The 25,362-nt window shown below is 67.4% G+C and carries 21 protein-coding genes; 9 read left to right on the forward strand and 12 right to left on the reverse strand.

Going from position 1 to position 25,362, the window contains the following annotated elements:
* Positions 1-67: 67 nt before the first annotated feature.
* The gene (locus Q322_RS0110655; protein WP_029477901.1) at positions 68-397 is read right to left on the reverse strand and encodes a YegP family protein; all 330 of its coding nucleotides are present in this window, start codon (positions 395-397) and stop codon (positions 68-70) included.
* A 93-nt stretch (positions 398-490) separates the two neighbouring features.
* On the opposite strand from Q322_RS0110655, the gene Q322_RS0110660 reads away from it, so the two are divergent.
* Positions 491-1,396 carry an endo alpha-1,4 polygalactosaminidase gene (locus Q322_RS0110660; RefSeq protein ID WP_084147932.1) on the forward strand — a complete coding sequence of 302 codons (906 nt, stop codon included), beginning with the start codon at positions 491-493 and terminating at the stop codon, positions 1,394-1,396.
* Positions 1,397-1,406: 10 nt separating this feature from the next.
* Here Q322_RS0110660 and argC read toward each other — a convergent pair whose 3' ends face one another.
* Genes argC through argF form a run of 6 tightly spaced genes read right to left on the reverse strand, consistent with a single transcriptional unit; the run spans position 1,407 to position 5,004 of the window.
* On the reverse strand, positions 1,407-2,351 hold the full coding sequence (gene argC / locus Q322_RS0110665) for an N-acetyl-gamma-glutamyl-phosphate reductase (protein ID WP_029477903.1): 945 nt from the start codon (positions 2,349-2,351) through the stop codon (positions 1,407-1,409).
* Position 2,352: 1 nt separating this feature from the next.
* Positions 2,353-2,904 carry a GNAT family N-acetyltransferase gene (locus Q322_RS0110670; protein ID WP_245593217.1) on the reverse strand — a complete coding sequence of 184 codons (552 nt, stop codon included), beginning with the start codon at positions 2,902-2,904 and terminating at the stop codon, positions 2,353-2,355.
* Positions 2,901-3,404 (reverse strand): NUDIX hydrolase, encoded by a 504-nt coding sequence (locus tag Q322_RS0110675; protein ID WP_029477905.1) that lies wholly within the window; start codon positions 3,402-3,404, stop codon positions 2,901-2,903. Before Q322_RS0110675 ends, Q322_RS0110670 begins: the two co-directional genes overlap by 4 nt.
* Positions 3,401-3,784 carry a type II toxin-antitoxin system VapC family toxin gene (locus Q322_RS0110680; RefSeq protein WP_156953002.1) on the reverse strand — a complete coding sequence of 128 codons (384 nt, stop codon included), beginning with the start codon at positions 3,782-3,784 and terminating at the stop codon, positions 3,401-3,403. The genes Q322_RS0110675 and Q322_RS0110680 overlap by 4 nt, the downstream gene beginning before the upstream one ends.
* Entirely contained in the window at positions 3,777-4,037 is a 261-nt protein-coding gene (locus Q322_RS0110685) for an AbrB/MazE/SpoVT family DNA-binding domain-containing protein (RefSeq protein ID WP_029477907.1), read from the reverse strand. The genes Q322_RS0110680 and Q322_RS0110685 overlap by 8 nt, the downstream gene beginning before the upstream one ends.
* A gap of 43 nt (positions 4,038-4,080) precedes the next feature.
* Complete coding sequence (gene argF / locus Q322_RS0110690; RefSeq protein ID WP_084147933.1) at positions 4,081-5,004, reverse strand: ornithine carbamoyltransferase; 924 nt, start codon at positions 5,002-5,004, stop codon at positions 4,081-4,083.
* Positions 5,005-5,211: 207 nt separating this feature from the next.
* Between argF and Q322_RS0110695 the strand changes: the two genes are divergently transcribed.
* Together Q322_RS0110695 and Q322_RS0110700 are read left to right on the forward strand one after the other, a co-directional pair.
* A complete protein-coding gene (locus Q322_RS0110695; RefSeq protein WP_029477909.1) occupies positions 5,212-6,147 on the forward strand; it encodes an EamA family transporter in 936 nt (311 codons plus the stop codon).
* A 29-nt stretch (positions 6,148-6,176) separates the two neighbouring features.
* Positions 6,177-6,962: a histidinol-phosphatase HisJ family protein gene (locus Q322_RS0110700; protein WP_029477910.1), complete on the forward strand. Its 786-nt coding sequence runs from the start codon at positions 6,177-6,179 to the stop codon at positions 6,960-6,962.
* Positions 6,963-6,977: 15 nt separating this feature from the next.
* On the opposite strand, the gene Q322_RS0110705 is transcribed toward Q322_RS0110700, so the two are convergent.
* On the reverse strand, positions 6,978-10,355 hold the full coding sequence (locus tag Q322_RS0110705) for a type ISP restriction/modification enzyme (protein WP_051668443.1): 3,378 nt from the start codon (positions 10,353-10,355) through the stop codon (positions 6,978-6,980).
* 20 nt (positions 10,356-10,375) lie between these two features.
* Positions 10,376-12,751 (reverse strand): phosphoenolpyruvate synthase, encoded by a 2,376-nt coding sequence (ppsA, locus tag Q322_RS0110710; RefSeq protein WP_029477912.1) that lies wholly within the window; start codon positions 12,749-12,751, stop codon positions 10,376-10,378.
* 144 nt (positions 12,752-12,895) lie between these two features.
* Here ppsA and ppsR point away from each other — a divergent pair, with 144 nt between their 5' ends.
* The 3 genes from ppsR (at position 12,896) to Q322_RS0110725 (ending at position 16,373) form a co-directional block, all read left to right on the forward strand.
* Positions 12,896-13,717 (forward strand): pyruvate, phosphate dikinase/phosphoenolpyruvate synthase regulator, encoded by an 822-nt coding sequence (ppsR, locus tag Q322_RS0110715; RefSeq protein ID WP_029477913.1) that lies wholly within the window; start codon positions 12,896-12,898, stop codon positions 13,715-13,717.
* Positions 13,718-13,804: 87 nt separating this feature from the next.
* Positions 13,805-15,181, forward strand: coding sequence for an MFS transporter (locus Q322_RS0110720; RefSeq protein WP_051668444.1), 1,377 nt, complete (start codon positions 13,805-13,807; stop codon positions 15,179-15,181).
* 166 nt (positions 15,182-15,347) lie between these two features.
* Entirely contained in the window at positions 15,348-16,373 is a 1,026-nt protein-coding gene (locus Q322_RS0110725) for a PIN/TRAM domain-containing protein (protein ID WP_029477915.1), read from the forward strand.
* Positions 16,374-16,479: 106 nt separating this feature from the next.
* Here the strand turns inward: Q322_RS0110725 and Q322_RS0110730 are convergent, their stop codons facing one another.
* From Q322_RS0110730 to Q322_RS0110740, 3 genes are all read right to left on the reverse strand, one after another.
* The gene (locus Q322_RS0110730; RefSeq protein ID WP_034418306.1) at positions 16,480-17,547 is read right to left on the reverse strand and encodes a hypothetical protein; all 1,068 of its coding nucleotides are present in this window, start codon (positions 17,545-17,547) and stop codon (positions 16,480-16,482) included.
* A 252-nt stretch (positions 17,548-17,799) separates the two neighbouring features.
* A complete protein-coding gene (locus Q322_RS0110735) occupies positions 17,800-20,637 on the reverse strand; it encodes an LPS-assembly protein LptD (RefSeq protein WP_029477917.1) in 2,838 nt (945 codons plus the stop codon).
* A 35-nt stretch (positions 20,638-20,672) separates the two neighbouring features.
* Positions 20,673-22,040, reverse strand: coding sequence for a SpoIID/LytB domain-containing protein (locus Q322_RS0110740; RefSeq protein WP_084147934.1), 1,368 nt, complete (start codon positions 22,038-22,040; stop codon positions 20,673-20,675).
* Between the two features lie 90 nt (positions 22,041-22,130).
* On the opposite strand from Q322_RS0110740, the gene Q322_RS0110745 reads away from it, so the two are divergent.
* The 3 genes from Q322_RS0110745 to Q322_RS0110755 form a co-directional block, all read left to right on the forward strand.
* Complete coding sequence (locus tag Q322_RS0110745; RefSeq protein ID WP_051668445.1) at positions 22,131-23,339, forward strand: FAD-dependent oxidoreductase; 1,209 nt, start codon at positions 22,131-22,133, stop codon at positions 23,337-23,339.
* Positions 23,340-23,472: 133 nt separating this feature from the next.
* Positions 23,473-23,892, forward strand: a complete 420-nt coding sequence (locus Q322_RS24790; RefSeq protein WP_084147935.1) for a Sec-independent protein translocase subunit TatA/TatB — start codon at positions 23,473-23,475, stop codon at positions 23,890-23,892.
* Between the two features lie 114 nt (positions 23,893-24,006).
* On the forward strand, positions 24,007-25,362 hold a 1,356-nt coding region (locus Q322_RS0110755), incomplete at its 3' end, for a YifB family Mg chelatase-like AAA ATPase (RefSeq protein WP_245593218.1).

Genomic DNA, 25,362 nt, shown 5'->3' on the forward strand with positions numbered 1-25,362 from the left:
TTAAAGAAGCTCATGCTGAGCGGCGTGTCCGGGCGTCTGTCAGCATGCGAGACGCCCGCCAGTCCCCTCAGCCCTGCGCGGTCTGATCGTCCACCAGCGCCTCTGCCGCCGCGCTCCTGACCGCCTCCATGCCCGCTCTGGCAGCGTCCTCGCTGGAGTAGTTCTGGCTGACGCCGATCACCTGACCGTTGCCCGCCTTGAGGTTGAAGTGCTTGCCGCTGGCGGTCATCTCGTACATCTTGCTGTCGGCGGCGTTCTGCTTGACCGAGGCGATGCCGTTCGTGGCGGCGGCCTTGGTGGTATAGCGCTCGCTGGTCAGGACCGTCTGACCGTTCCCGGCCTGGAGATTGAACATGAATTGATCGCCAGACATCTTCAACACGAATTTCGCTGCCATAGGGATTCCTCCATGGAACTGAATTGTCGCCCCGCTTACTGTACATCAAATCATTCCCGCGCGGGGGAGCGGCTCCGGGGGTAGGGTGAGGGGGTGAGAAGGACAGGGCTGGCGCTGGGAGGTCTGACGGTCTGCGGCCTGCTGGGCGAGTCGGGGTTGGGACTGTCGAGGCCGGGGCTGCCTTCCCCCCGCGTCCAGCGTCCGCCCGCCGGGCTGTACGGCTGGGACTGGCAGATCGGCGCGCAGACGGCGGCGCAGGTCCGCGTTCCACCCGGCCTGCGGCTGATCGATCTGGATGGCTTTGGGACGGATGCGGCGCAGGTGGCCCGCCTGAAGCGACAGGGCCTGTACACCGTCTGCTACATCAACGCCGGGAGTTACGAGCCGTATCGCCCGGACTCTGCGCGCTATCCGGCCCGGCTCAAGCTGGGCGTGGACCCCAACTGGCAGGACGAGGCGTTCGTGGACGTGCGCGACGTGTTCCGGCCCGGCTCCGTGCTGGCCGACATTCTCAGGAAGCGTCTGAAGCTGTGCCGTGACCGGGGCTTTCAGGCCGTTGAGCCGGACAACCTCCAGAACGACGAGAACGTGCCGGGCGGCGTGATCACCCTTCAGGATCAGGTGGACTTCTCCGGCTGGCTGGCCGACGAGGCGCACGCGCTGGGGCTGGCGATCTTCCAGAAGAACGGCCCCGACAAGGTGCTGCTCAGGGACCGCAGCGGGCAGCGACTGGCCGACAAGTTCGACGGCATCCTGAACGAGAGCTGTCACGAATTCGGCGAGTGCGCGCCGCTGGCCGAGTATGTCAGGCGCGGCAAGCCCGCCCTGAACGTGGAGTACAGACAGAAGTTTCTGAACTGCGCCGAGGCCCGCCGCCTGGGCCTCAACTCGATGTTCAAGGACCTGTACCTGCGGGGTGGACGCGAGGCCGCCTACCGGCGCGTGGCCTACCGGCGCGTGGCCTACCGGCGCGTGGCCTGCCCGGCCAACCGGCCCTGAAGTGTCGTCCTCAGTTCTGCGGACTCTCCAGCCCCAGCATCAATTCCAGATTCTGTACCGCCGCGCCGCTGGCCCCCTTGCCCAGATTGTCTAGCCGCGCCGCCAGCACTGCCCGCTCGCCGTCTGCCGAGGCCCCATCTGATGAGGCGTAGACGAACAGTTCCAGGGTATCGGTGCCGTTGAGGGTCTGCGGATCGAGAACGGCAGGATTCTCGGCCACTGGACAGACGCGCACGTATTTCTGGCCAGCGTAATGGTCGGCCAGAGCGTCGCGCAGAGCGTCTGCCGTGACCCCCAACTCGCCCAGATGCAGCGGGATATTCACGGTCATGCCCTGTGCCCAGCCGCCCGCATGCGGCGTGAAGATCGGCGTGCGCGACAGGCCGCCGTAGCGCACCATCTCGGGCAGGTGTTTGTGATCCAGCGTCAGGCCGTAGCTGATAAAATCGCCGCGCATACCGTGGTTCTCGCCCCGCTCGTGGGCGTCCACCAGCGTGCGTCCGCCGCCGCTGTAGCCGCTGTAGCCCTGGATGTGCAGGGGAAAGTTGGCGGGAATCAGGCCGGCTGCCGTCAGGGGGAAGAGCAGCGCAATTGCCCCGGTGCTGTAGCAACCCGGATTGGAGACCAGCCGCGCTGTGCGGATGCGTCCGGGTTGCCCGGCGTTCAGTTCAGGGAAACCAAACACCCAGTTGTCGTCGGTGCGGTGGGCAGTGCTGGCGTCCAGCAGGCGGGCGGCGGGTTTGGTGGTCAGCCTCAGCGCCTCCCGCGCCGCGTCGTCGTGCAGGCACAGGATGCTCAGGTCCGCCGCGTTCAACAGTTTGGCCCGCGCGCCCGCATCCTTGCGCCGCGCCGGATCGATGCTCAGCAACTCGATATCGGTTCTGTTCTGAAGGCGGGTGCGGATTTGCAGGCCGGTGGTTCCAGCCTCGCCGTCGATGAATATTTTGGGGGTCATATCAGGCCATCTCCTTATCGTGACTGTGCCATTCTCGCGCCAGCAGCCCATACAGCGCGTCGTCTGCCCACTCCTCCCGGTGCCAGTAACTTTCCAGCGCTGTGCCCTCGTGGCGAAAGCCTGCGCGGCTCAGCAGTGTGGCGGCTGGGGCGTTGCGCGGGTCGATGTGGGCGTAGACGCGGTGCATGGTCTGTGGGCCGAACAGTTGCGCTAGTAGCAACGCCAGCCCCTCGGATGCTAGACCGCCTCCCTGAGCGTGCCGGGCCAGAGTGAAGCCGATCTCGGCCTGTGCGCCCTCGCCAGATGCCGCGCCGTTCACCGCAAAATCGCCCAACAATTCCTCAGTATTCGCGTCCACCAGTGCCAGTTGTGTCCAGCCCGGTTGCCCAGGCGTACGCTCGTGCATGGCCTCAATCAGGGCTTCAGCCTGAGCCAGGGCGTAGGGCAAGGCCCAGCTCTGGAAACGGGCGACATCGGGATCGTTGCGGTAGGCCGCCAGGGCGGGGGCGTCCCCCGGGCGCAGGTGGCGCAATGCGGCGCGGTGAGCGGTCACGGGTAGCATCGCCGCACCAGTTCAGCCAGATCGCCCTTGGCCGCCTCGCCCGCGCCGATGCGGGCCAGCAATTCGGCAGGGGTCAGCCACCACGCCTGCGAAAAGTCGGCGGAGTTGAAGTTGGGCGCGGCATCGCTCCTGATCTCGTAGACGCGCATGAAACTGCTCAATCCTGTTTCAAAAGGGGAGAGGGCGGCGATTTCTCGCCAGTCCAGCGCGTCCACATCCAGCTTCAGCTCTTCCCACGTTTCGCGTTTGAAGGCGCTGAGGTCATCCTCGCCGTATTCCACATAGCCGCCCACGCTCATATCCAGGCAGCCGGGAAACATGCGTTTGGAAGCGGTGCGGCGTGGAATCCACAGTTCGCCGCGCGAGTTGACGAGAAAAGCGTTAATGACGCGCACGGGCCGCCGCTGCTCCCAGGCGTCGTCGCGCGTGATCTGACCGATAACCTGATCGTTTTTATCGACCAGGTCGAGCCATTCCTCCCGCTCATTCACCGCAAGACCTCTACCCGGTAGCTGCTGTCCAGCCTGGCCCAGGCCCTGTCGGCGGTCAGCACATTCACTCCGCGCTCCAGCCCCAGCGCCAGACAGGCGCGGTCTCCCAGGCCCAGATGCCGGGTCAGGGGACGCAGGGCAGCGGCGGCGAGGGCGTGTTCGGCGCTGAACGGCACCAACTCAAGCTGTGGCCTGAGCTGCTGGTCTACCGCAGCAGGCTGCCCCCCGCGTTCGGCGACTTTTGCCAGCACCTCCGAGAAGTTCACGGTGGACATCAGCGCGCCCACCAGCACCGTCTCTACCCGCTCCCAGCCAGTTTCGGCCTGAAGGTAGGCCAGCACGGCGCTGGCGTCCAGAACCACTGGCCCGTCTTCACCCACGCTCCGCCTCGGCCCGGCGCTCGGCGATCAGTTCGTCTGCCGCGCCCCTGAGCAGGTTAGCGTAACTGCCCTGCAAGTCGCGGGTAAACTCGCGGAGGGATTGCACCCGTATATCTGCGCCGCTGATCTGAAAGATCACCCGGTCTCCCTCCTGCACGCCCAGCGCGGTTCTGACCTCGGGCGGCAGGACCACGCGGTAAGCCCGTCCGACTTTTGAAGACTGGCTCCGACTGTGGTCCGTTGATGGCGTCATGTCATTATTTTAAAGCGTGGCACGTTCTCATAACGTGGCCGGATCACCACCTCGGCTGCATGTCGCCCATCAGGTGGTACAGCAGCGCCTTCTGCGCGTGCAGGCGGTTCTCGGCCTGATCGAAAACGCGGCTTTTGGGGTGTTCGGTGGCTTCTGGCACGGTTTCCTCGCCGTAGTGCGCGGGCAGGCAGTGCAGGAAGATGCCGTCCGGGGCCAGGGTGTCCAGCATGCCCGGCGTGACCTGATAGCCCCGGAAGGCGCGGCGGCGGATGTCGGCCTCGGCCTCCATGCCCATGCTGATCCACACGTCGGTGTACAGCACGTCCGCGCCCTCGATGGCGGCCAGATCGTGCGTCAGGGTAATCCGGGTGCCGCCCTCCACGGCGTCCATCAGCACGCCCGCGTTGGGTTCGTAGCCCACCGGGGTCACCACCGTCACGTCGCTGCCGGTCAGGATGCCCATGTGGATGTGGCTGTTGGCGAGGTTGTTGCCGTCGCCGATGTACACCACCCGCCGCCCGCGCAGGTCGGTGCCGAACTCTTCCTCGATGGTCTGATAGTCGGCCAGCAGTTGCGCGGGGTGCAGCATGTCGCTCAGGCCGTTGATCACCGGAATGGCGGCGTGATCGGCCAGCTCATGCAATGTTTGCTGAAGGTAGACCCGGCCCATCACGCCGTCTACCCAGCGCTCCAGATTGCGCGCCACATCGCTGACGCGCTCGCGGGTGCCCAGGCCGATCTCGGTGTTGCTCAGGGTGATGGCGTGGCCGCCGAGCTGGTACATGCCCACGTCGAAGGTGGTGCGGGTCCGCAGGCTGGATTTCTCGAACACCAGGGCCAGCGACAGGCCCGACAGCGGCTTGACCCCGCGCCACTCGCCGCGCTTCATGGAGTGGGCGGTGTCCATCACGGCCCGCAGTTCGGAGGCCGTCATGTCCAGATTGCTCAGGAAGTCGCGGCCCGCCATTACAGGGGCAGGCAGACTCTCAGGCGTCAGCAGCGTGTTTTTATTCACTTGTGATACAGACGCGGATTCTGCCTTTTCAGGCTTTGAAGCCTTTTCTGCGGACTTGGTGGCCTTCGTCATAGGCGAGGAGTATACGCAAAAAATGTTTAATCATGCATCCAGTGAAGAGAGACGGCCCCTTTGTTCCGGCGCTAGACTTCCTTCCAGATGACCGCTCCCACCGCCGCGCCTGGAAGCCAGCCCCTCGGCACGCGCGGCCTGCTGCTGGCGTCGATGATCACGCTGATCTGGGGCCTGAACTTCGTGGTGATCAAGTGGGCGGTGGATGACGCCCCGCCGCTGCTGGTGGCAGCCCTGCGCTTTGCGGTGGCGGCGGTTCCGGCGGTGTTTTTTGTCAGGCCGCCTGCCGTTCCCGCCCGCATTCTGTGGGGGTATGGGCTGGCGGTGGGCGTGGTGCAGTTCGGGCTGCTGTACCTGGCGATAGCGCTGGGCCTGAATCCGGGGCTGGCCTCCTTGCTGATGCAGATTCAGGCGTTTTTCACGGCGCTGCTGGCCGCCGCCTTCCTGCACGAACGCATCCAGCCGTGGCAGGCGGCGGGCATCACGCTGGCCTTTGGGGGCATGGCGGTGATCGGGCTGCTGTCGGGCGGGCAGGTCAGCGTTCTGGGCCTGGGCCTGACGCTGGTGGCCGCGCTGGGCTGGGCGGTCAGCAACCTGCTGGTGCGGGCATCGGGCGGCGCGAACGTCTTTTCGCTGGTGGTCTGGAGCAGCCTGATCGCCCCTATTCCGCTCACGCTGCTGTCGGGCGTGGTCAGCGGCTGGGACGCGGTGGGCCAGACGCTCTTTTACGGCGGCTGGGAGCTGTGGGCCGCCGTGCTGTACATGGGGCTGGCGAACACCGTGCTGGGCTTCGGCGTGTGGTCCCTGCTGATCCAGCGCCACGGGGCCGGACGCGTCGCACCGCTCTCATTGCTGGTCCCGGTCTTCGGCCTGATTTCCAGCGCCATCGTCTACCACGAGGTCTTTCCACCGGGGAAGGTGGCGGGTACGACCCTGATCGCCGTGGGATTGCTGCTGCATGTCTTCGGGCGGCGGGTGTGGCCCCCGGCGCGGCGAACCACCCTCACGCCCGGCGCGGACTGACGCGCCTCGACTCGCGTACCCTGTCTTCCATGCCTCCCCGCCTGTTTGACTCTCACCTGCACACGCCGCTGTGCGGCCACGCCACAGGCACGCCCCGCGAGTACGCACAGGCTGCCCTGGACGCGGGCCTCGCGGGCCTGTGCTTCACCGATCACTGCCCGATGCCCGCGTGGTACGACGCGCCGTGGCGGATGCGCCAGGATCAGCTTCAGGAATACGTGGACGGGATTCGCGCCGTGCAGGCCGACTTTGTCGGACGCCTGGACGTGCGGCTGGGCCTAGAGGCCGACTTTCACCCCGGCACCGAGCGTTTCGTGGAAGGGCTGCTGGCCGCCCATGACTGGGATTACGTGATCGGCAGCGTGCATTACCTGGGTGCGTGGGGCTTCGACAATCCCGAATTCGTGGCTGAATACGAGGTGCGCGATCTGGGTGGCCTGTATGCCGACTATTACGCGCTGGTGGAAGGCGCGGCACGTTCGGGCTTATTTGACAGCATCGGGCATCTGGACCTGCCCAAGAAATTCGGCCACCGTGACCCCGGCGGCGCGGCGGCGCTAAGGGCGCTGGACGCTGTTGCAGAGGCAGGTTTAGCGCTGGATTTCAACACGGCGGGCTGGCGCAAGCCGGTGGCCGAGGCGTACCCCGCGCCGGAACTGGTGGGGGAGGCAGTGGAACGCGGCATTCCCTTTGTGCTGGGCAGCGACGCGCACAAGCCGGGCGAGGTGGGATACCGCTTTGGGGATGCAGCGGCATTGATTGAAGAGGCGGGCGGAAGAGTCGTGACGTTTGCGGGGCGGGTGCGGCAGGGCTAAGCAGGGGTCAGCGCCTCAGTCCGCCGTCCAGTCCCAGACCTGCGCCCGCACCGCCTCGTAACTGGCGTCCAGGGCTGGTCCCAGCAACACCAGTTCGGCCAGACGCCGGGCCATGCGGCTGACCTCGCGCGCCTCTTCCAGGGTCAGCGCGCGGCCCAGCACGCCGAATTCGCGGTAGCTGAGCCATTTCTTGATCACCTGATACCCGCCGATGGTGTAGTCCCACACGCCCTGCGGCACATTTTCCCAGACCCAGCCATCGTTCAGGGACATGTCCAGCACCGTGTCCCCCAGTTCGGGTGGCAGGCCCTGCGCGGGCCGCTGCACTGTGCGCCCCCGCCCCGGCATCACCACGTTGCCGCGCTGGAGGTTGCCCCACCCGGCCCGGACCTCATAGCCGTGTTCTTCCGTCCCCACACGCTTTAGTCGGCCCACCGCGCCCAGTTCCGGGGCCGTCGCCGCCTGTGGATTGTCCAGCAGTTCGGCCACCCGCGCGCCCAGCGCCGCCGACGCCTGCAAGGTTTCCAGCGATGCGGGCAGCGGCACACGCGGCCAGTCCGCCGCCACGCCGTCTGCGTTCTGCGCCAGATACGCCGCGCTAAAGCCCACCGCCAGCGCGTGGTGCCACAGCAGGGCCGCCTCGCTCAGATCGGTGTCGGGGCGCGTGACCCCCAGCGCCGCCAGATATACCCGCGCACGGGGCGAGAGATTGGCACGCGTTGAGGGTGAGGAGGAGGCAAACAGGCCGTCTGATACGGGGGATTCGGTGCGCCATAAAATGGGAATCGCCACCGCATTTGGTCTCAAAAGGTGATAGTCGGGCAGTGCGGATGTCATCACGGTTATAAATTTTTCGTCGGGCCGTTCTGAAAATGCCCGCGTCACGAAATATTGATTGCCGTCGCCATAGTTGCTCCTTAGCGCGGGCCGAGACCTATTCCAGACTTGAGAGAAGTTCGTATGGTAGGCCCAGCGAGTGTCGAATGGATATAGAGCATATCTGATGATGTTTTCGCTCTGCATGGACTCTGAAAGTGTTACACGCTGACGAACTTGAGAGGCTTTGAAACTGCCACCGTCCACAACAGGCCCAATTTGCCGCTGCTCCAATTCCTCAAAAGATATGGCGGGATCGAGGTACTGACGCACGTTGTCGGCCACCTCTTCCTTCGAGTGACCCATGAGTCTGCCGCGCCGCATTTCCTGTAAGCCGCTGATAGGTGCCTCTCCAGCCAATTCCACCACTTTCGGCCAGCTCTGGTACTCGGCGCTGCTGGCGTCGGGGCGGAAGGTGTAGCGGTTGGCGGCGGTGGGCTGGGCAGACTGGTAGGCGGGGCCGCTCCCACCTGCGGCGGTTCTGAGCTGCTGCGCCTTGCCTGCGCCCCAGAATTCGCGGTACTGCACCTGCTGGGTCTGTCCGGGCTGCCCGGTCCTGATTAGCAACGAAATAGCCGTGCCAGTGCGGATGCCCGCGCGGTTGGTGGGCGTGGAAAAGATGCTGGGATCGGGGAGGCCGTCCGGGGTACGTTTGCCCGTTTCGCGGCTGTCTCCGTTCAGGTTGTCGAAGCTCAGGTGATCGAACTCGGCGAGCAGCGTGCGGCGCATGACCACGAAACTGGGGTCGCCCAGGTACGAATACGGGCTGATAAACGACACGATGCCGCGCCCGCCCTGGGCGATCTTGCGCTCTGCAACGCGAAAAAAGCGCACGTACAGGTCGTCCAGATTGAACTTGCGAATGCCCCACTCGGACACCAGCCCGGCCTTGTAGGTGGCGATCAGGTCGCCTTCCCCGGTCTGGCTGGTGCCCACGAAGGCGCTGTAGGGCGGGTTGCCCAGCACCACCAGAATGGGCGCGTTCTTCTTGACCTGCTGGGCGGCGTCCTGCTCGGCCTGTAACTCGGACATGGGCAGCGGCGCGGGCACGTCGTGCCAGTTGGTCAGCGCGTTGGTCAGGTACACGGCGGCGCGTTCGGGCTGGCCGGGGTGCTGCGGGTCATTGGGACGGAGGCTGGCCGCCTGGCCGTTCAGGGTGCAGCGGGCCAGTTGCTGGCTCAGGCGCATGTGCGCGATCACGTAAGGTGCGGGCATGATCTCAAAGCCGATCAGGCGGGTCTTGACGGCGCGGCGCAGATCGTCCAGCACGGTGTCGTCCACCTCCGGCTGTGCCCGCAAGGTGCGCCAGATGCGGTCCAGGGCCGCCGTCAGGTAACTGCCCGTTCCGGTGGCCGGGTCCAGCACGTACACGCTGGGGTCCGCCAGTCCTAGCGGGAGGCCCAGTTGCGTTCTGAGTGCCTGATCCACGCGCTCCACCATGTATTCCACCACTTCGGGCGGGGTGTACCACACGCCAAACTGCTTGCGAAGTTCCGGGTCGTAGGCGGCCAGGAACGGCTCGTAAAAATACTGCACGGCGTCGCCCTGGAATTTGCCCTGAAAGCTGGCGGTGTCCACGCGGGCCAGGGTGGCGGCGGTGCGGTCCAGCAGATCGGTCAGGTTCAGGCTGTGCTGTGCCGACGGATTCGCCAGTTCGGAAAACAGGCGCTGCATGACCGGCAGGTGCAGTTCCCACGCGGCGGTGCGCCACTGAAACGCCTCGCCGGGGTGACGGTCAATGTGCAGCACCCACGCGCTGAACAGGCCATACCACAGCGTCTGAACCAGCGTAGTGCGAAAGAAGCGTTCGCCCTGCTCATCCTCGAATTGCAGGTCCAGCGCCTTGCTCAGCGCGTCCTTGAGCGGATTCAGTGCGGCCAGCGGCGTGGTGTTCAGGCGGTGTCTGGCCTCGCGCGCATAACTGGCAAGGAACCACGCGACACCTTCCGGGGTGGTCAGCGGCGCGGCGGCTTGCAGGGCGCGGGTCAGGAACTCGGCCAGCGGGGCGGCGTGGGCGTTGCGCCTTCCCTCATCGGCCAGCAGCGCCGCGAAAGCCGGGGCGTCGGGGGCCAGCTCCAGGCTTTCCAGCAGTCTGGGCTGTCCGTGTTCGCGGCTGTACAGCGCGAAGCCGCGCAGGTTGGTCACCAGCACCAGCCCGTACAGGTCCAGGTACTTGCCCACCTGCTGTCCGGTGGCAATGTCCGCCACGGCCTCGGCGGGAGATTTAACTTCCAGCGCGCCCCGGCTGGGCAACTGGCCTTTCAGGGCGTCCTGATCTGCGCCGCGCTGAAGTTGCGACGAGTCAAACAGGCCGCCGTCGGGAATGCCCGCGCCCAGGTTGCTCAGGTGGTTCACAGCATAGACTTTGGGCTTCAACGTCGCGCCCACAGCGCTCAGCAACTGAAAGAGCGCGGGATAGTAACTGGTTTCGGCCACGCCCGCGCCCGTGGCCTGAATGTCACGCACCTGTGCAAAATATGTTCGGGCCGCTGCTTCGGCGCTGCTGGGTGGGGGCATGGGCGCAGGGTAGCAAGTCTTCAGGCCGTCGCTTCCGCCCCCGCCCCCTCGGCCAGGTGCAGCCAGGTGGTCAGCACGCTGTCCGGGTTCAGGCTCACCGAGTCGATGCCCTGGTCCATCAGCCACTGAGCAAGCGCCGGGTGATCGCTGGGTCCCTGACCACAGATGCCGATGTACTTCCCCTGCTTCTTGGCGGCGGCAATCGCCTGCGCCATCAGCGCCAGCACCGCCGGGTCCTGCTCGTCGAACAGGTCCGCCACCAGCCCCGAATCGCGGTCCAATGCCAGCGTGAGTTGGGTCAGGTCATTGCTGCCAATCGAGAAACCATCGAAAAGTTCCAGAAACTGCTCGGCCAGGATGGCGTTGCTGGGAATCTCGCACATCATGATGATCTTCAGATCGTTCTCGCCGCGTTTGAGGCCGTTCTTCTCAAGAATCTCTAGCACCGTCTTTGCCTCGCCCACCGTGCGGACGAAGGGAATCATGATCTGCATGTTGGTCAGGCCCATGTCGTCGCGCACGGCTTTCATGGCCCCGCATTCCAGCGCGAAAGAATCCGCAAAGTCCGCGCTGCGGTAACGGCTGGCCCCCCGGAAGCCGATCATCGGGTTTTCCTCGTGCGGCTCGTAGGCCGCGCCGCCGATCAGGTGGGCGTACTCGTTGCTCTTGAAGTCGCTCAGGCGCACGATCACGGGTTTGGGCGCGAAGGCGGCGGCGATGTTGGCCACCCCTTCCATCAACTTGTCGCGGAAGAAGTCGCGGGGCGAGGCGTAGCCCCGGATGCGCTCGTCGATCTGGGTTTTCACGTCCTCTGGCACGTCCGGGTAATCCAGCAGGGCGCGCGGGTGGACGCCGATAACATTGGAGCAGATGAATTCCACGCGGGCCAGCCCGACACCCTCGTTGGGCAGCGCGGCGAACGAGAAGGCCCGGTCCGGCGAGGCCACGTTCATCATGATCTTCATCGGCACGTCGGGCATGGCGTCCAGCTCGATGCGGTGAATCTTGAAGTCGCGCTTGCCCTCATAGACGTAGCCGGTGTCGCCCTCGGCGCAGGACACCGTGACCTGCTGCCCGCTCTTGAGGGTGCAGGTGGCGTTGCCGCTGCCCACCACGGCGGGAATGCCCAGCTCGCGGGCAATGATCGCCGCGTGGCAGGTGCGCCCGCCCCGGTTGGTCACGATGGCGGAGGCGCGTTTCATCACAGGTTCCCAGTCGGGATCGGTCATGTCGGCCACCAGCACGTCGCCGTCCTGCACGGAGTTCATCTGCGAGATGTCGCTGACCACGCGCACGGTGCCGCTGCCGACGCGGTTGCCCACGGCGCGGCCCTCCACCAGCACCGTGCCGCCGCCGCCGATCTCGAAGCGTTCCAGCGTACGCCCGCTGCGGCTCTGCACCGTTTCCGGGCGGGCCTGGAGAATGTAGATCTGCCCGTCGCGCCCGTCCTTGCCCCACTCAATGTCCATCGGGCGCTGGTAGTGGTCCTCGATGGCGACGCACTGCCGGGCCAGTTCGGTCAGATCGGCGTCGGAGAGACAGAAGCGCTGCGCCTCCTCGGCGGACACGTCCACGCTGTCCACACCGCCGCCACCCTCTGCATAGATCATCTTGCGGGCCTTGCTGCCCAGGGTGCGGCGCAGTACGGCTTTTTTTCCTGCTTTCAGTGCGGGTTTGTACACGAAGAACTCGTCGGGGTTGATCGCGCCCTGCACCACCAGTTCGCCCAGGCCATACGCGGCGGTGATCAGCACGGCGTCGCGGTAACCGCTCTCGGTGTCGAGCGTGAAGGCCACGCCGGACACGCCCAGATCGGTGCGGACCATCCGCTGAATCCCGGCGGACAGCGCCACCTCGGCGTGCGCGAAGTCATGGTGGACGCGGTAACTGATGGCGCGGTCATTGTAGAGACTGGCGAACACCAGCCGGACGTGGTGCAACACGCTGTCTATGCCGCGCACGTTCAGGAAGGTTTCCTGCTGCCCGGCAAAACTGGCCTCGGGCAGATCCTCGGCGGTGGCGCTGGAACGCACGGCCACGTCGGGATCGGTGACGCCGGAGTCGCGAGCCATATTTTCGTAATCGGCGCGAATGGCATCTTCCAGCATCTTCGGCAGCGCTGCCGCCTCCACCCAGCCGCGAATCTCCTTTCCGGCAGCGGCCAGGGCCACCACGTCGTTCACGTCCAGCGCGCCCAGGCGGGCGTTGATCTTTTCCTCGATGCTGTTCTCAGTCAGGAACAGCCGGAAGGCGTCGGCAGTGGTGGCAAAGCCCCCCGGCACGCGCACTCCGGCCTCTGCCAGCCCGTGAATCATCTCGCCGATGGAGGCGTTCTTGCCGCCCACCACCTCCACGTCGGTCATCCTTAGTGTCTGGAACGCGCTGGTCATCTGCATGGGTTTTCTCCGTTGCTGTGGGGAAGAATAGGTCAAGGGCAGTTGGATTAGTGTTGGGTACCCTCACAGCTTAACGGGTTTGGGTGCGTGCAGGGTGTGTCGGGGGCAGAGACACCCCCACCGCCGACCTGTCACCCTAAAGCCATGACCTCCACCCCGCCGCCTGCCCGCCCGGTGCTGATCGTCAGCGACCACACCGGCCTGACCGCCGACAACATCGCCCGCGCGCTGCTGGCGCATTTTCCGGGGCAACCGCTGCGCTATATCCCCCGGCCCTTCACGGCGGACGTGGCGGCGGCGCGGGCGGTGGCGCAGGAGGTGGCGGTGCTGAGCGCGGCGGGCGGGCGCCCGATCCTCTTTACCACCGTGACCCAGCCCGAAGTGCTGGCCGAGTTGCAGGCCGCCCCCGCCCGCCTGTTCGATCTGCTGACTCCCGGCATCAATGAGCTGGAGGTGGAGCTGGAACAGACGGCGGCGCGTACGGTGGGCGGCTACCACGACATGCACGACGCGGGCGCGTATCTGGGCCGCATGGAGGCGCTGGATTTTGCCCTGGCCACCGACGACGGCGTGGGCGACAAGCAGTACGGGCTGGCCGACGTGATTCTGGTGGGCGTCAGCCGGGTGGGCAAGACCCCCACAAGTCTGTTTCTGGCGTTGCAGCACGGCGTCCGCGCCAGCAATTACCCGCTGGCCGAGGACGACTTCGAGCGCGACAGTCTGCCCCTGCCGTTAGAGAAACACCGCGACAAGCTGTACGGCCTGACCATTGATCCGCGCCGCCTGCACGCCATCCGAACCCAGCGCAAGGCGGGCAGTCGCTACGCCAGCCCCGAACAGTGCGAATTCGAGGTCCGCCGCGCCGAACGCCTGTTTCAGCGCGTGGGCCTGCCGGTGCGCGACACCACCAGCACCAGCGTGGAGGAAATCGCTGCGGGCATTCTGAGCGCATTGCGGCGACGCTGAACCTTCTGTCCCATTGACGGTGGGGGAGAGGCCCCCGCCAGATGGCCTATTCTCCCCGGCCTCTGCTGCGCCGTAAATTAGAGTCAGATGACCTCTCAATCCGTCCCACCCGCGCCGGACGGCTGGCGCACCTTCGTGTGGCTGTGGAGCTCGCAGGCGCTGAGCGTGCTGGGATCGGCGGTGGCGGGCTTCGCCTTCAACATCTACCTGACGGTCACGCGCTACCCGCTGGCCGAGCAGAAGCCGCAACTGGCACTGGCGCTGTCGGCCACGGCGCTGGCCTGGGGACTGGCCGCCACCCTCAGCGCGCCGCTGGCCGGAACCTGGACGGACCGCCATGACCGCCGCCGGATCATGCTGGGCGCGGACCTGCTGGGCGCGCTGGTGACCTTCGGGATGCTGGGCCTGCTGCTGCTGCCCGCCGCGCCGCTGTGGGCGCTGATCCTCACCTCCGGCCTGATGGGACTGGTGGGTACCTTCCACGGTTCGGCCTTCGACGCCAGTTACACCACGCTGGTGCCGGGGGACCGCCTGCCCCGTGCCAACGGCATGATGCAGACCATCTGGAGCCTGGCCGGGCTGGTGGGTCCGGCGGTGGCTGCCCTGCTGATCGGCGTTCCCGCGCTGCTGCGAAAGTCCGAGGCGTTGCCGGGCTGGCTGTCGGGCCTGCGCGACGGCGTGCCCTTCGCCTTCGCGGTGGACGGGTTGACCTTCGTGGTGGCGGCGCTGGTCCTCTTGCGCCTGCATGTCCCGTCCCCGCCAGAGGTGACGGACCGCAGCCAGCCGCGCTCGTTCCGGGAGGACATGGCCTTTGGCTGGAAGTTTATCGGGAGCCGTAAACCGCTGCTGGCGCTGCTGCTGACCTTCGCCGTCGCCAACCTGTGCAGCAGCGGTCTGGGCGTGCTGGAGCCGCTGATCGTCAAATTCGGGCTGGCCGCCGACTGGCAAAGCCGGGGCAGCACCCTGACCGCCGCGCTGGCCACCCTGACCATCACCCAGAGCGTGGGTGGCGTGCTGGGCGGCATCTTGATCAGCGTCTGGGGCGGGCTGAAATCGCAACGGGTGCTGGGCGTGCTGCTGCCGATGATCGTGGCCGGGCTGGCGCTGGCGGCCTTCGGCTTCAGCTCCACGGTGCTGGCGGCGTGTGCGGCGCTGTTCGTGATGGGCCTGACCTTTCCGGCCATGAACGCGCACTCGCAGAGCATCTGGCAGTCGCAGGTGCCGCCCGCCATGCAGGGCCGGGTGTTCAGCGTGCGGCGGTTGATCGCGCAGTTCACCTCGCCCCTCAGCACCGCACTGGCCGGGCTGTTGGCCGCGCGCTACGCGGGGGGCAGCGTTGCCCTATTCGCGGGTCTGCTGTTTGCGGTTGTGGCGGCGGCGCAACTGTTCAACCCGGTGATCCGCCGGGTGGAGGAGGGGGGACCCGTGGGCGCAGAGGTGGTCAAGGAACCGGCGGCGCAGTAGGCGGCAGACGGCGCGGCAGCACCATCGAACTGGGTCAGGCCCTCGCGCGCCTGCCTTTGCCTCAGCCCGTCGGTTGCGGACGCCGCTTCCTTTTTTCCTTGCGCCTTTTTTCCTTGCGCTTTGCCACCCTGGCAGCCGCTGCACTGCCAGCCGCTACACTGGAAGCGTGCTGGCCGTTCGTCTGTTTGTCATCATGGTGGGATTGCTGCTGGGCTGGCTGGCCGGAGAGGCGCTGGCCTCGGCGCAGTCCACGGACCTCAGCCAGGTCAATACCCTCAGCCTGATGCTGGCGGGAGGCTTGACCGCGCTGCTGTTCGCGCCGCGCGCCGAGAAGCTGCTGGGCGGCAGCGTGACCCGCCTTGCGAGCTGGTACGCGGGGCTGTCGCCGCGCAGCGTGGCCGCCGCCACCTTCGGGTTGATCGTGGCCCTGCTGCTGAGCGTGCTGCTGAGCAGCCTGCTCCAGAGCCTGCCGTTCTACAACTGGTTCTGGAGCCTGCTGGTGACGGTGGTGCTGGCGGTGTTCTTCGTGAGTTTTGCGGTGGGCCACGCCGAGGCCTTCGGGCTGCTGGTCGTTCCGCAGGTGCGCCGCCGCAGCGGAAGCAAGCTGCTGGACAGCAACGTGATCATTGACGGACGGATTCTGGAACTGGTGCGCGCCGGGTTTCTGGACGGCGAGCTGGTGGTGCCGGGCTTTATCCTGCGTGAACTCCAGTTCCTGTCCGACAGCGGCGACGCGCAGAAACGCACGCGCGGCAAACGCGGCCTGGGCCTGCTGGAGGAGTTGCGAGAACTGCATCCCATCCGCATCGAGGACTGGGACGACGCGGCCCTCAAGAGCGTGGACGACAAGCTGATCCGCCTGGCCCGCGAAACCGGCGGCCAGATCGTCACCAACGACGGCAACCTGGGCAAGATCGCCAGGCTACACGGCGTCACGGTCCTGAGCGTCAACGAGGCGGCGGTGGCCCTCAAACCGCAGGTTCAGGCGGGCGACCTGCTGGCCTTGACCATCACCAAGGGCGGCCAGCAAGCGGGCCAGGGCGTCGGCTACCTGGAAGACGGCACGATGGTGGTGGTGGAAGACGGCCTGAAACTGCGCGGCAAGCAGGCCCGCGTGCAGGTGGTCAACAACGTGCAGACCAACGTGGGCCGCATGATCTTTGCCAGGCTGGAGCGGGAAGAAGTGGCTTAGGCGCTGTGCGCGTGTCTTTAAGGTCAAAACGTCTAACCGCAAAAAGTCGTGATGCTCTTTGCGGTTAGACGGTTTGACGGCGCGTAGCGCCTGTATTTATCCTGCCTCAGTTGACGGGCGGTGGGGGCACCAGCCAGATCACCGCGCGGGCGTCGCTGAGGCCGGTCAGCAGGGTGCGGGGCACGAAGTTGCCCGATTGCAGCCCCAGGGCGGCGTTGTAGCGGGTCAGGGTGCTGGCGGTCAGGGTGTACAGGTTGCCGTCGGGGGCCAGGGTGAGGTCGCGCAGGTCACCAAACAGCGCGACGGTGGACGCCGCTCTGCTGGCGGTGCCGTCCCAGGCCAGCAGCGGCTGGTTGCCCTGGCCGCTGCGCCAGGCGGCCAGCAGGTTCTGGCTTCCGGCGCTGCCGCTCCACAGGCGGTCAAAACGCCGCGCGCCAAAGGCGGTCAGTGCCACGCCGTCGGGCAGGCCCGTGGCAGACAGCTTCTGCACGCCGCTGTCGGTGGCGGCCAGAGTGTCGGCGTTGTAGGCCACCAGATCGCGGATGGCCGGGGTGGGCAGCGGGGAACTGACCACGGCCACTGCGTCGCCCGCGTTCTGCGGCGCGGCGCGCAACACCTCGCTGCCGCCGCCCACGCGCGGGCGGGCCACCACACCCACGTCGCCGCTGATGGCCAGCCGTACGGGCGGCACGTCGGCCCCCGGCGCGGGCGGCAGGAAGGTGGGCAGCAGCACGGTCCAGACCAGCGTGCCGCCCGCGTTGTACAGCGCCAGTTGCTGTGGTCCGCCCTGGCACTGGCTCAGGGTCAGCAGGCGGTCCCGCGCGGCGCTGCTGACCGTTTGGATCAGGCAGACCGGCGTGAACGGCGGCGCGACAAACGGCTGGATGTCGGCCAGATCGTTATTGCGGCTCTCGATCCTGGTCTTGAGGGTCAGGGCCAGGCGTTGACCGCTAGGCAGCGAGTTCAGGGTCACGCCGTCGGTCACCGGTTCGCTCTTGTTGGCGCTGATCGGCGCGGAATTGCTGTCGGCATTGGGGGTCACGGTCCGCAGCGTGCCGCCGCCATCGGTGAGCACGGCCACGCGCAGGGCCACCTGCGGCTCCTCGGTGCCGGTACAGGCCACCAGCAGGGCGGGGATCAGGAACAGGGCGGAAAGGTGGGATGGAGATTTCATGGGCCTCCTTGATAGGCGGTCTGGAGCATTTGTGGGAAGAGTTGTTCGCTTCTGGCCGAACGAAGTGAGTGAATGTTGCCGAATATCTGGGACTGGTACAGCTCCGAAGGTGAGAATGGAAGCTTTCAGTTGTCCTTTTTTCTGATGCTGTCATTCGGACCAATGCTCTAACCGTCAAAAAAGCACTGGTCCCAGCGGTTGGACGGTTTGACCTTTAGACCTTTGGACAGCGCCGCTTACAGCGTACTGAGATCACGGCGTGCTGGGATTGAGCAGCGGCACCTTGATCCCGTCCGGGGTCAGGTCAAACAGCGGGTACTGACTCTGACCGGGCAGGCCCACCGACAGGCGGTAGCGGCGCTGCACCAGATCGGCCTCGGCCTGGATGGCCCAGCAGCAGCGGTCGATGGTCAGGCCCAGCACCGGCGACAGCGGTTTGGGGTCCTGGCGCACGCCGTCCACCCAGATAAAGGTCTGGCGCAGGCTGGCGGTGAGGTACGCGCCGGGCGGCTGGTCCTTTCTGCCGATGCCCAGGCTGACCCGCAACGGATCGACGCTCAGGTAATCGGTGGCCATGTCGTCGGGGTAGATCCCGCTGCGGCTGCGCGAGTACTGCACCCGGCCCGACAGCGCCGCGCGGCTGCCGAACTGCACGTTGGCGTCCAGATCCGCCCGCGTCAGTTCGGTGCGGTACTGGTCCAGGCCGGGGGTGGCCACGGTGGCGGCCAGCGCCAGCCGCTGCCCCGGACGGGTCACGCTCAGGGTGCCGGACACGGTGGGGCGGGTAAAGCCGCCGCGCAGCAGATCGTAGGGACCGCCGTAGGTCAGTTGCCAGTCGTTGGCGCTGCCGCCCACCGTGCCCACGCTGAAGGTCACGCTGCCGCTGCTCGGGGAGCTGCCGGGGGCCGGATCGGGGTCCACCGGGCGGCGCAGCAGCAGGTCATGGGCGGTGGACAGCCTGTAGCGCGCCCGCCAGGTCACGCTGGCGTTGCCGGCGATTCTGCCGGTGGGCGGATACAGCGTCTCGCTGGCCGAGAAGGTGATGGGATTCAGCACCGCGTCGCGCGCCACAGAGGCATTAATGCTAGCCCCCACCTCGTCGATCTGGGGCAACTGAATGTTGTGCGTGACGTAGGCGCTGACCGAGTCCGCACGGGTGGCCCCGGTGACGGTGGCCCGCAGCGTGAAGGGCGAGTAGCCGTTCAACCGCGTATAGCTGCCCGAGGCCGTCAGCGTCAGGTCCGGTGCGGGCCACGCGCTGCTGCGGCGCAGGTAGGCGGGCCGGGCAGGCACGGCGGGACCGTATTCGGTGGCCTCACGGGCGGGCTGGGCCTCCACCGGGGTCAGCGTGCCGGAATTGGGATCGCCCACCGTGGCGTTGTACGAGAAGCTCTCCAGCTCCTTGGTGAACGGCTGGTAGGCCAGTTGCGCGTTCAGATTCAGCGGCAGCCGATTGACGGCCACGGTAAAGACAGCGGGGGCCTGCAAGTCCGGGGCCAGGAACAGGTCGCGCCTGAGCGAGATGCCGAAACTCACGTCCTTGACCGGCACGGTGTTCAGGTTCAGTGTCAGCGGCGCGCTCAGGATTCGGCCCGACAGGGCGTCGAAGGCGAAGGGACTGGTGCCCTCCCGCCGCAGGTAGGCGACGCCGAAGGTCACGGTGTTGGTGGTGTTGAAACGCTGGGTAAGCTGGGCGCTGACGTTCAGGTCCATCGTCCTGGCCCCGGTGCCGTAGTAGCGCCCGGTGAAGGTGTTGCCCAGCGCCAGATCGGCACCTCCCCACGGCTGGGCGGTGTAGGCCAGGGCGTGTTGCTCTTCCAGGCGTGTGGTGCTGATGTTCTTGCCCTGCGCCGTGGCGCTGGGCGACAGCGGGTTGCTCTGGGCGCTGTACTTACCCGCCGTCAGGCGCGTGTCGGCGCTGAAGGTGCCGTTGGTGTAGGGCTTGGGGTCCAGCACCACCTCGGTTTTGCGGTACGGCGAGGGAATGCCTTCCGTCGGCTCCGGTCCGAAACGGCCCAGGTACGAGAACTCCGACGAGAACAGCGGGTATTCGAGCTTGGCCCCGAAGTCCACCCTGGTCACGCCGCGGTCAGGGCTGGTCTGGTGAAGATTGCTGTCCTGGCGCGTCACGTTCAGGCGGTAGTCCAGATCGCGCACGGCCAGCGACAGCGGCACGCGGCCCGTTACCCCGAAATTGATGTCGATGTCGTAGCCGGGGTTGGTGGTGCCGTCCGCGTTCAGGGGTCTGGGGTTGGCCAGCGTGTACAGGTTGACCCGGTCCACGAAGGGCAGCGGCGCGTACGAGCGCAGCGCCACGCCGAGGCCCACGCTGGGGCTGCGGTTCTGGTAATAGCGCAGCAGCGTGGTGCCCAGCGTGCTGCTGCCCACCGAGAACGGCAGATCGGCCTCCACCGTGTAGCCGTCCACCGAATCCTGAGAGATCAGCAGCCGGGGCTGGCGTTCGGGATCGTTCAGCGGAATCACGATCACCGGCAGGAACAGCACCGGTACGTCGGCCAGCAGCAGTTGCGCGCGGTAGGCCACCAGCCGGTCGCCGGGATACACAATCAGGCGCTCGGCGCGGAAGGCGTAGTCGTTGGGGGTGCGCCCGCACTTGGCGCAGGTGGTGAAGTAGCCGCCGGTGGCGCGCAGTTGCCCCGGAATGCGCTCCACCTCCTGCCCGCGGATTTCCAGATCGGCGTCGCTGATCAGCACGTCCTGCCCGGTGACCTGCTCATCGCCCAGCTCCACCACCAGATTCTCGCCGCTGAGGTCCTGGCCGTCCTTGGCGCTGCGGTAACTGGCCGCGCCCACCAGCGTCAGGGTGCGCCGGGTGCGGTTGTATTCCACCCGTCTGGCCCGCACCACGTCCTCGTCCACCCGCAGCTCCACGTTGCCGCCGCTGATGATCACCAGTTCCTGCCCGTCCACCTGGCGCAGTTCTAGCGTGTCCGCCGAGATGATCTTGACCGTGCGGGCGTCCGCGCCGCCCAGCACTGCCCCCAGCAGGCCCACCGTGAGGACGGCGTTGCGGGCCAGGGTACGCAGGCCTCCCTTCCTCTTTTTGGAGGTCTGGCGCGGTCTCTCCATGCCAATGCTGCCCAGCCCCATCCGGCTCCCAAAGCTCATTGGGCGGCCCTGTTGACGCTGGGAATCAGTGCCAGGGTTTGCGCCGCCGAGGGTAGCGGGAATGCGTCGGCCAGCGCCGCTCTGCCCGTTCCCGGACCGTCAGCCAGCATGCTCAGGCTGGTGCCGGGGTAATAGAAGCCCAGGATGTTCAGGTGGTCCTGCCCGGCCCGCGCCAGGCCCAGCGCGCCGTACTGCGACAGGCCCACGCCGTGCCCTGCGCCGCTACCGCTGATGACCAGTGGACTGAGACCACTCAGGGTCACGCGCGTGCCCGGCGCACCCAGCGAGCGCACGAAGCCGCCCGCATTCGCGCCCGTGATCCGGGCCATGCCGCCGTCGCCGCCCAGGGTGATCTCCTGCGGCCTGCCCGACGCACTCTGGCGCGTGACCGTCACGGAACGCAGCGCCCCGACGCGTGCGCCGTAGCGGGCGGCCACCTTCTGGACCTGCGCTGCCGCCACCTCAATGCGCCAGTCGCCGCGCGGGCTGCCTGCCGAGAACGGATCGGCCTGTGCGCGCAGGTACGGCAACTCCTTGCCCCAGACCTCGGCGCTGGAGGCGGTAAAGCCCCCGGAATCGCTGCTGAAATAGGTGCTGGCCGGCTGCCCGGCGTAGGCGATCACCTGCGCGCGGGTGGCGTCGATGGCCGCGTTTGTTTCGGTCTTCTCGGCGCGCAGGCCGGGGTAGACCTGGCAGCTCTCGGTGGCGCAGGTGTCATAGGGGGCCGCCGGGTTGATGCGCGCCGCCACGTAGGTCCGCGCGATCACGGCCTGGGCGGCCAGCGCGGCGGCGGGCCACGACGCGGGCATCTCGGCGGGGACCACTCCGCGCAGGTAATCCTCCACGTCCACCACGTTCACGCCCTGCACGCCGCCGCTTTGCACGCGCAGCAGCACGCCGCCCCGGTAAGATCTGCCCGCGATTTCCACCACGCTGCCGGGGCTGGGCGGCAGATACAGCGTGCTGTTGCCCGCTGCCTGTCCGTTCAACGTGAGTTGCCCGGCGGCCACGCCCACCGTCCAGGCGGTCATCTGCGGCGGGGCGGGCGTAAGCAGACCCGGCGGCGCGAAGGCGTCCTGCACCGGAGCAGGTCTGGCGGGCACGCGCACGGTCAACTGCGGGGCGGCGGCCACCAGCACGCGCACGTTCAGGGCAGAGGCGGCTGGGGCGCAGAGCAGCGCGGCACAGCCCAGAGCGGCACGGCACAGAGCGGCACGGCACAGAGCGGTGCCGAGGCCCAGCCGCACGGGCCGTCCACGCCGCGCCCGCGTCCCTGCCAGCCCAGAGGTCGGCCCACAGGTCAACGCAGAGGTCAGCGCAGGAGCCAGCAGGGAGGTCAGCAGAGAGGGGGAGGAGTTGGACATCGTTGGGGCCGAGTATAAACATCCCGCATGTGCGCCCTTCTCACAGCGGCGTGAGAAGCCTCCGCTCGGCAGGCGGCGGCGCGCGGCATCATGGCGGGCATGAACACTGCCGCTTCACCTTCAAACCCAGGTCAGGTCTGGGCGCATGTCGGTCAGCCCTTTCAACCCCGGGATTACGACGTGGTGGTACTGGGCGCGGGCCGTATGGGGTCTGCCCTGGCCTCCTATCTGCGGCAACTGGCCCCCCACCTCTCCCTGCTGCTGCTCGAAGAGGGCGGACTGCCCAACGAGGACGGCGCGACCCTGCTGGCCCCCGGTGTGTGGACGACTCGGGGGGTGCCGGAGGAGCGCGTCGCCCAGGCCCACTGGACCCGTGAGCAACTGAAATCCGTCTTCGGGAACATCAGCTTTCAGCCGCGCCCGCTGACCGAGCTGTTCGCAGAGGATGGGCCAGGCCGGACGCCCGCCGCCGAAGCGCTGGCCCCCCACCCGGACGCGCGGGCGATGGTGGATGTCTCTGCCCTGCCCTTTGCGCGGGTGGACCCTGAGGCCGCCACCTACCGCCCCGGCGCGCTGGCGCTGGCCGCCGCACAGACGGCGGTGCGGGCGGGCGCGGACCTGATGCTCAACGCCCGCGCCCACGCCGCGCTCTCCCCAGACGGCACGGGCGGCCAGGTGGTCATCGAGCGCCTGAGCGTGACCAACACCCACCAGATCGTCGTCCACGAGACGCATCGTCTGTGGGCCGGGACGCTGGTGCTGGCGCTGGGCGCAGGCGGCCCGCACGCGGCGGAACACGATCTGGGCATTCACACCACCCACGCCCGCGCCTACCGCCAGACGCCGCGCCTGAACGTGCCCAGCGGCGACGACACGCCCACCCTGCGCGCCTGTGGCCTGACCCTGCGCCCGCAGAACGGGGGCTGGACGCTGATTCCGGCCATCCACCACCGCGATCCGCACGGCTACGCCCCCACCGGCGGCCACCTGACCGGCGTGCCCACGGGCCTGCGCCGCGAGACGCTGGAGGACCTGGTGGCCCTGATGGACGTCCTGCCGCCGCTGGGAACGGAGGCGCTGGGACTGGGCCGCAGCATCAGCGACATTCCCGGCGCGTGGCTGGCGTTGCCGGGAGGGCGAGCGGACGGGCTGCCCCTGCACCAGACCTTGGCGAACGGCGTTCACCTGCTGCTGGGCGGCCCGCACGCCGACACGCTGGGGCTGGCGGTGGCCCACGATCTGGCGGCGGCGGTGGCCGGGGTGGAGGGCAGACCGTGGGAAGGCGGCACGTCGGTCTGAGGCGGCTTCAGCCTGTCCAGCTTGCCATCCTATCCAGACTGTGCCCACGGGTCTAACTGCCCGTTCACGCGCGGGGCTACACTGCGGGTCAAGACGCCGCTTTGCCTCACGCGCCCCACAAGGAGAGAGCCTCATGCCCAACATCGGCCCCGCTGAACTGATTGTGATCCTGATCGTCGCCCTGGTGGTCTTCGGCCCCCGCAAGCTGCCCGAGCTGGGCAAGAGCCTGGGCGCGGGCCTGCGCGAATTTCGCAAGAGCACCCAGAGCCTCAAGGACGAGCTGGACGTCGGCCTGAACGACAAGGGCGCGCAGGCGGCCCCCACCCAGACCATCCACGCCTCGGTGCCCGCGCAAGCTGTATCGGCGCAGCCCGTGAACGCCGCCGCCGTGATGCCGGAAGCCGTGACGCCGCAAACTGTGACGCCGCAGGCCGCCACACCTGCCGCTGAGGTTGCCGCCGAACCCATGACCGGGACGGTCAGTCTGGAAAAAGAGAAAGGGCTGGAAAAAGAGAAAGGGCTGGAAAAAGAGAAAGAGACTGTCCAGAGCTGAGCCGGCTCTCGCCGGACTTCGCCGCTCCCACGGGGCGGCTTTTTTTGGGCCTGGGATCATTTCTGCTACGCTGACCGCCGTGTCGTCCTCTCAACTCTGCGCGGGGCAATCCTGATGCTGGCCCGCGCCCGCAGCGTGGCATTGATCGGCGTGGACGCCGTGCCAGTTGAAGTCGAGGTGGACGTGTCGCCCGGTCTGCCTGCCTTTACAGTTGTCGGCCTGCCCGATCAGGCGGTCAGCGAGGCGCGCGAGCGGGTGCGGGCGGCGATTCGCAACGCCGGGCTGCCCTTTCCGGCGGCGCGCATCACGGTCAATCTGGCCCCGGCGGACCTGCGTAAGGAGGGACCGCTGTATGACCTGCCCATCGCGCTGGGCGTGCTGGCGGCCCAGGACCTGCTGCCCGCGCGGGCGCTGGACGGCCTGCTGTCGGCGGGGGAACTGGCGCTGGACGGCAGCCTGCGGCCCATCGCCGGGGCGGTCAATCTGGCGCTGCTGGCGTCCTCGCTGAACCTGCCCGCCCTGCTGCCCGAGGGCAATGCGCGCGAGGCCGCTTTGATCGACGGCCTGACCGTCCACGGCGCGCGGACGTTGCTGGAGGCCGTGGCACATCTCAGCGGACGGGCCGAAATCCCACCCACGCCTGCGCCCGAGGCGGAGGACGACACTGGACTGCACCTGGACCTGGCAGACCTGAAAGGTCAGGCGGCGGCGCGGCGGGCGCTGGAAGTCGCGCTGGCGGGGGGGCACAACCTGTTGCTCGTCGGTTCGCCGGGCAGCGGCAAGACCATGCTGGCCCGCCGCGCGCCGGGGCTGCTGCCGCCGCTGACCCGCGCCGAGGCGCTGGAGGTCACGCGCATCCACTCGGCGGCGGGCGCGCTGAACCTGCGCGGCGGCCTGAGCCTGGGCGCGCCCTACCGTTCGCCCCATCACACCGTTTCGGACGCGGGACTGATCGGCGGGGGCAGCATTCCGCGTCCCGGCGAGGTCAGTCTGGCCCACCGGGGCATCCTCTTTCTCGATGAATTCCCTGAATTCAGCCGCAAGGCGTTGGAAACCCTGCGCCAGCCGCTGGAAGACGGCACGGTCACCATCAGCCGGGCGCGGGCCACGGTGGAGTATCCGGCGCGCTTTCAACTGATCGGGGCCATGAACCCCTGCCCCTGCGGAGTGCAATTACACCTTCCAAGCCACGTCCACGCTTCCGTCCCCCTGCACCACGATTCGCTCCACAAACTCATGCGCCAGCCGCTGCCTCAGCGTGTCGTCCGCCCCGTCCAGCGCGCCCCGGTACTGACCGCTCAGAGCATGAACATGCGCCTCGTGCCGCGCCCTGGCCTGTACCTGAGCGTCCGCGTCCCGCAGTTCCGTCAGCCTGGCCCCCAGCGTGGCGAGCTGTCCGTCCAGGACCGACAGCCGCGACAGATACTCGGCCTTGTCCAGCGCGCCGGACGGATCGAGATACAGATCGGT

It is taken from the genome of Deinococcus frigens DSM 12807 (assembly GCF_000701425.1).
GTDB lineage: Bacteria > Deinococcota > Deinococci > Deinococcales > Deinococcaceae > Deinococcus > Deinococcus frigens.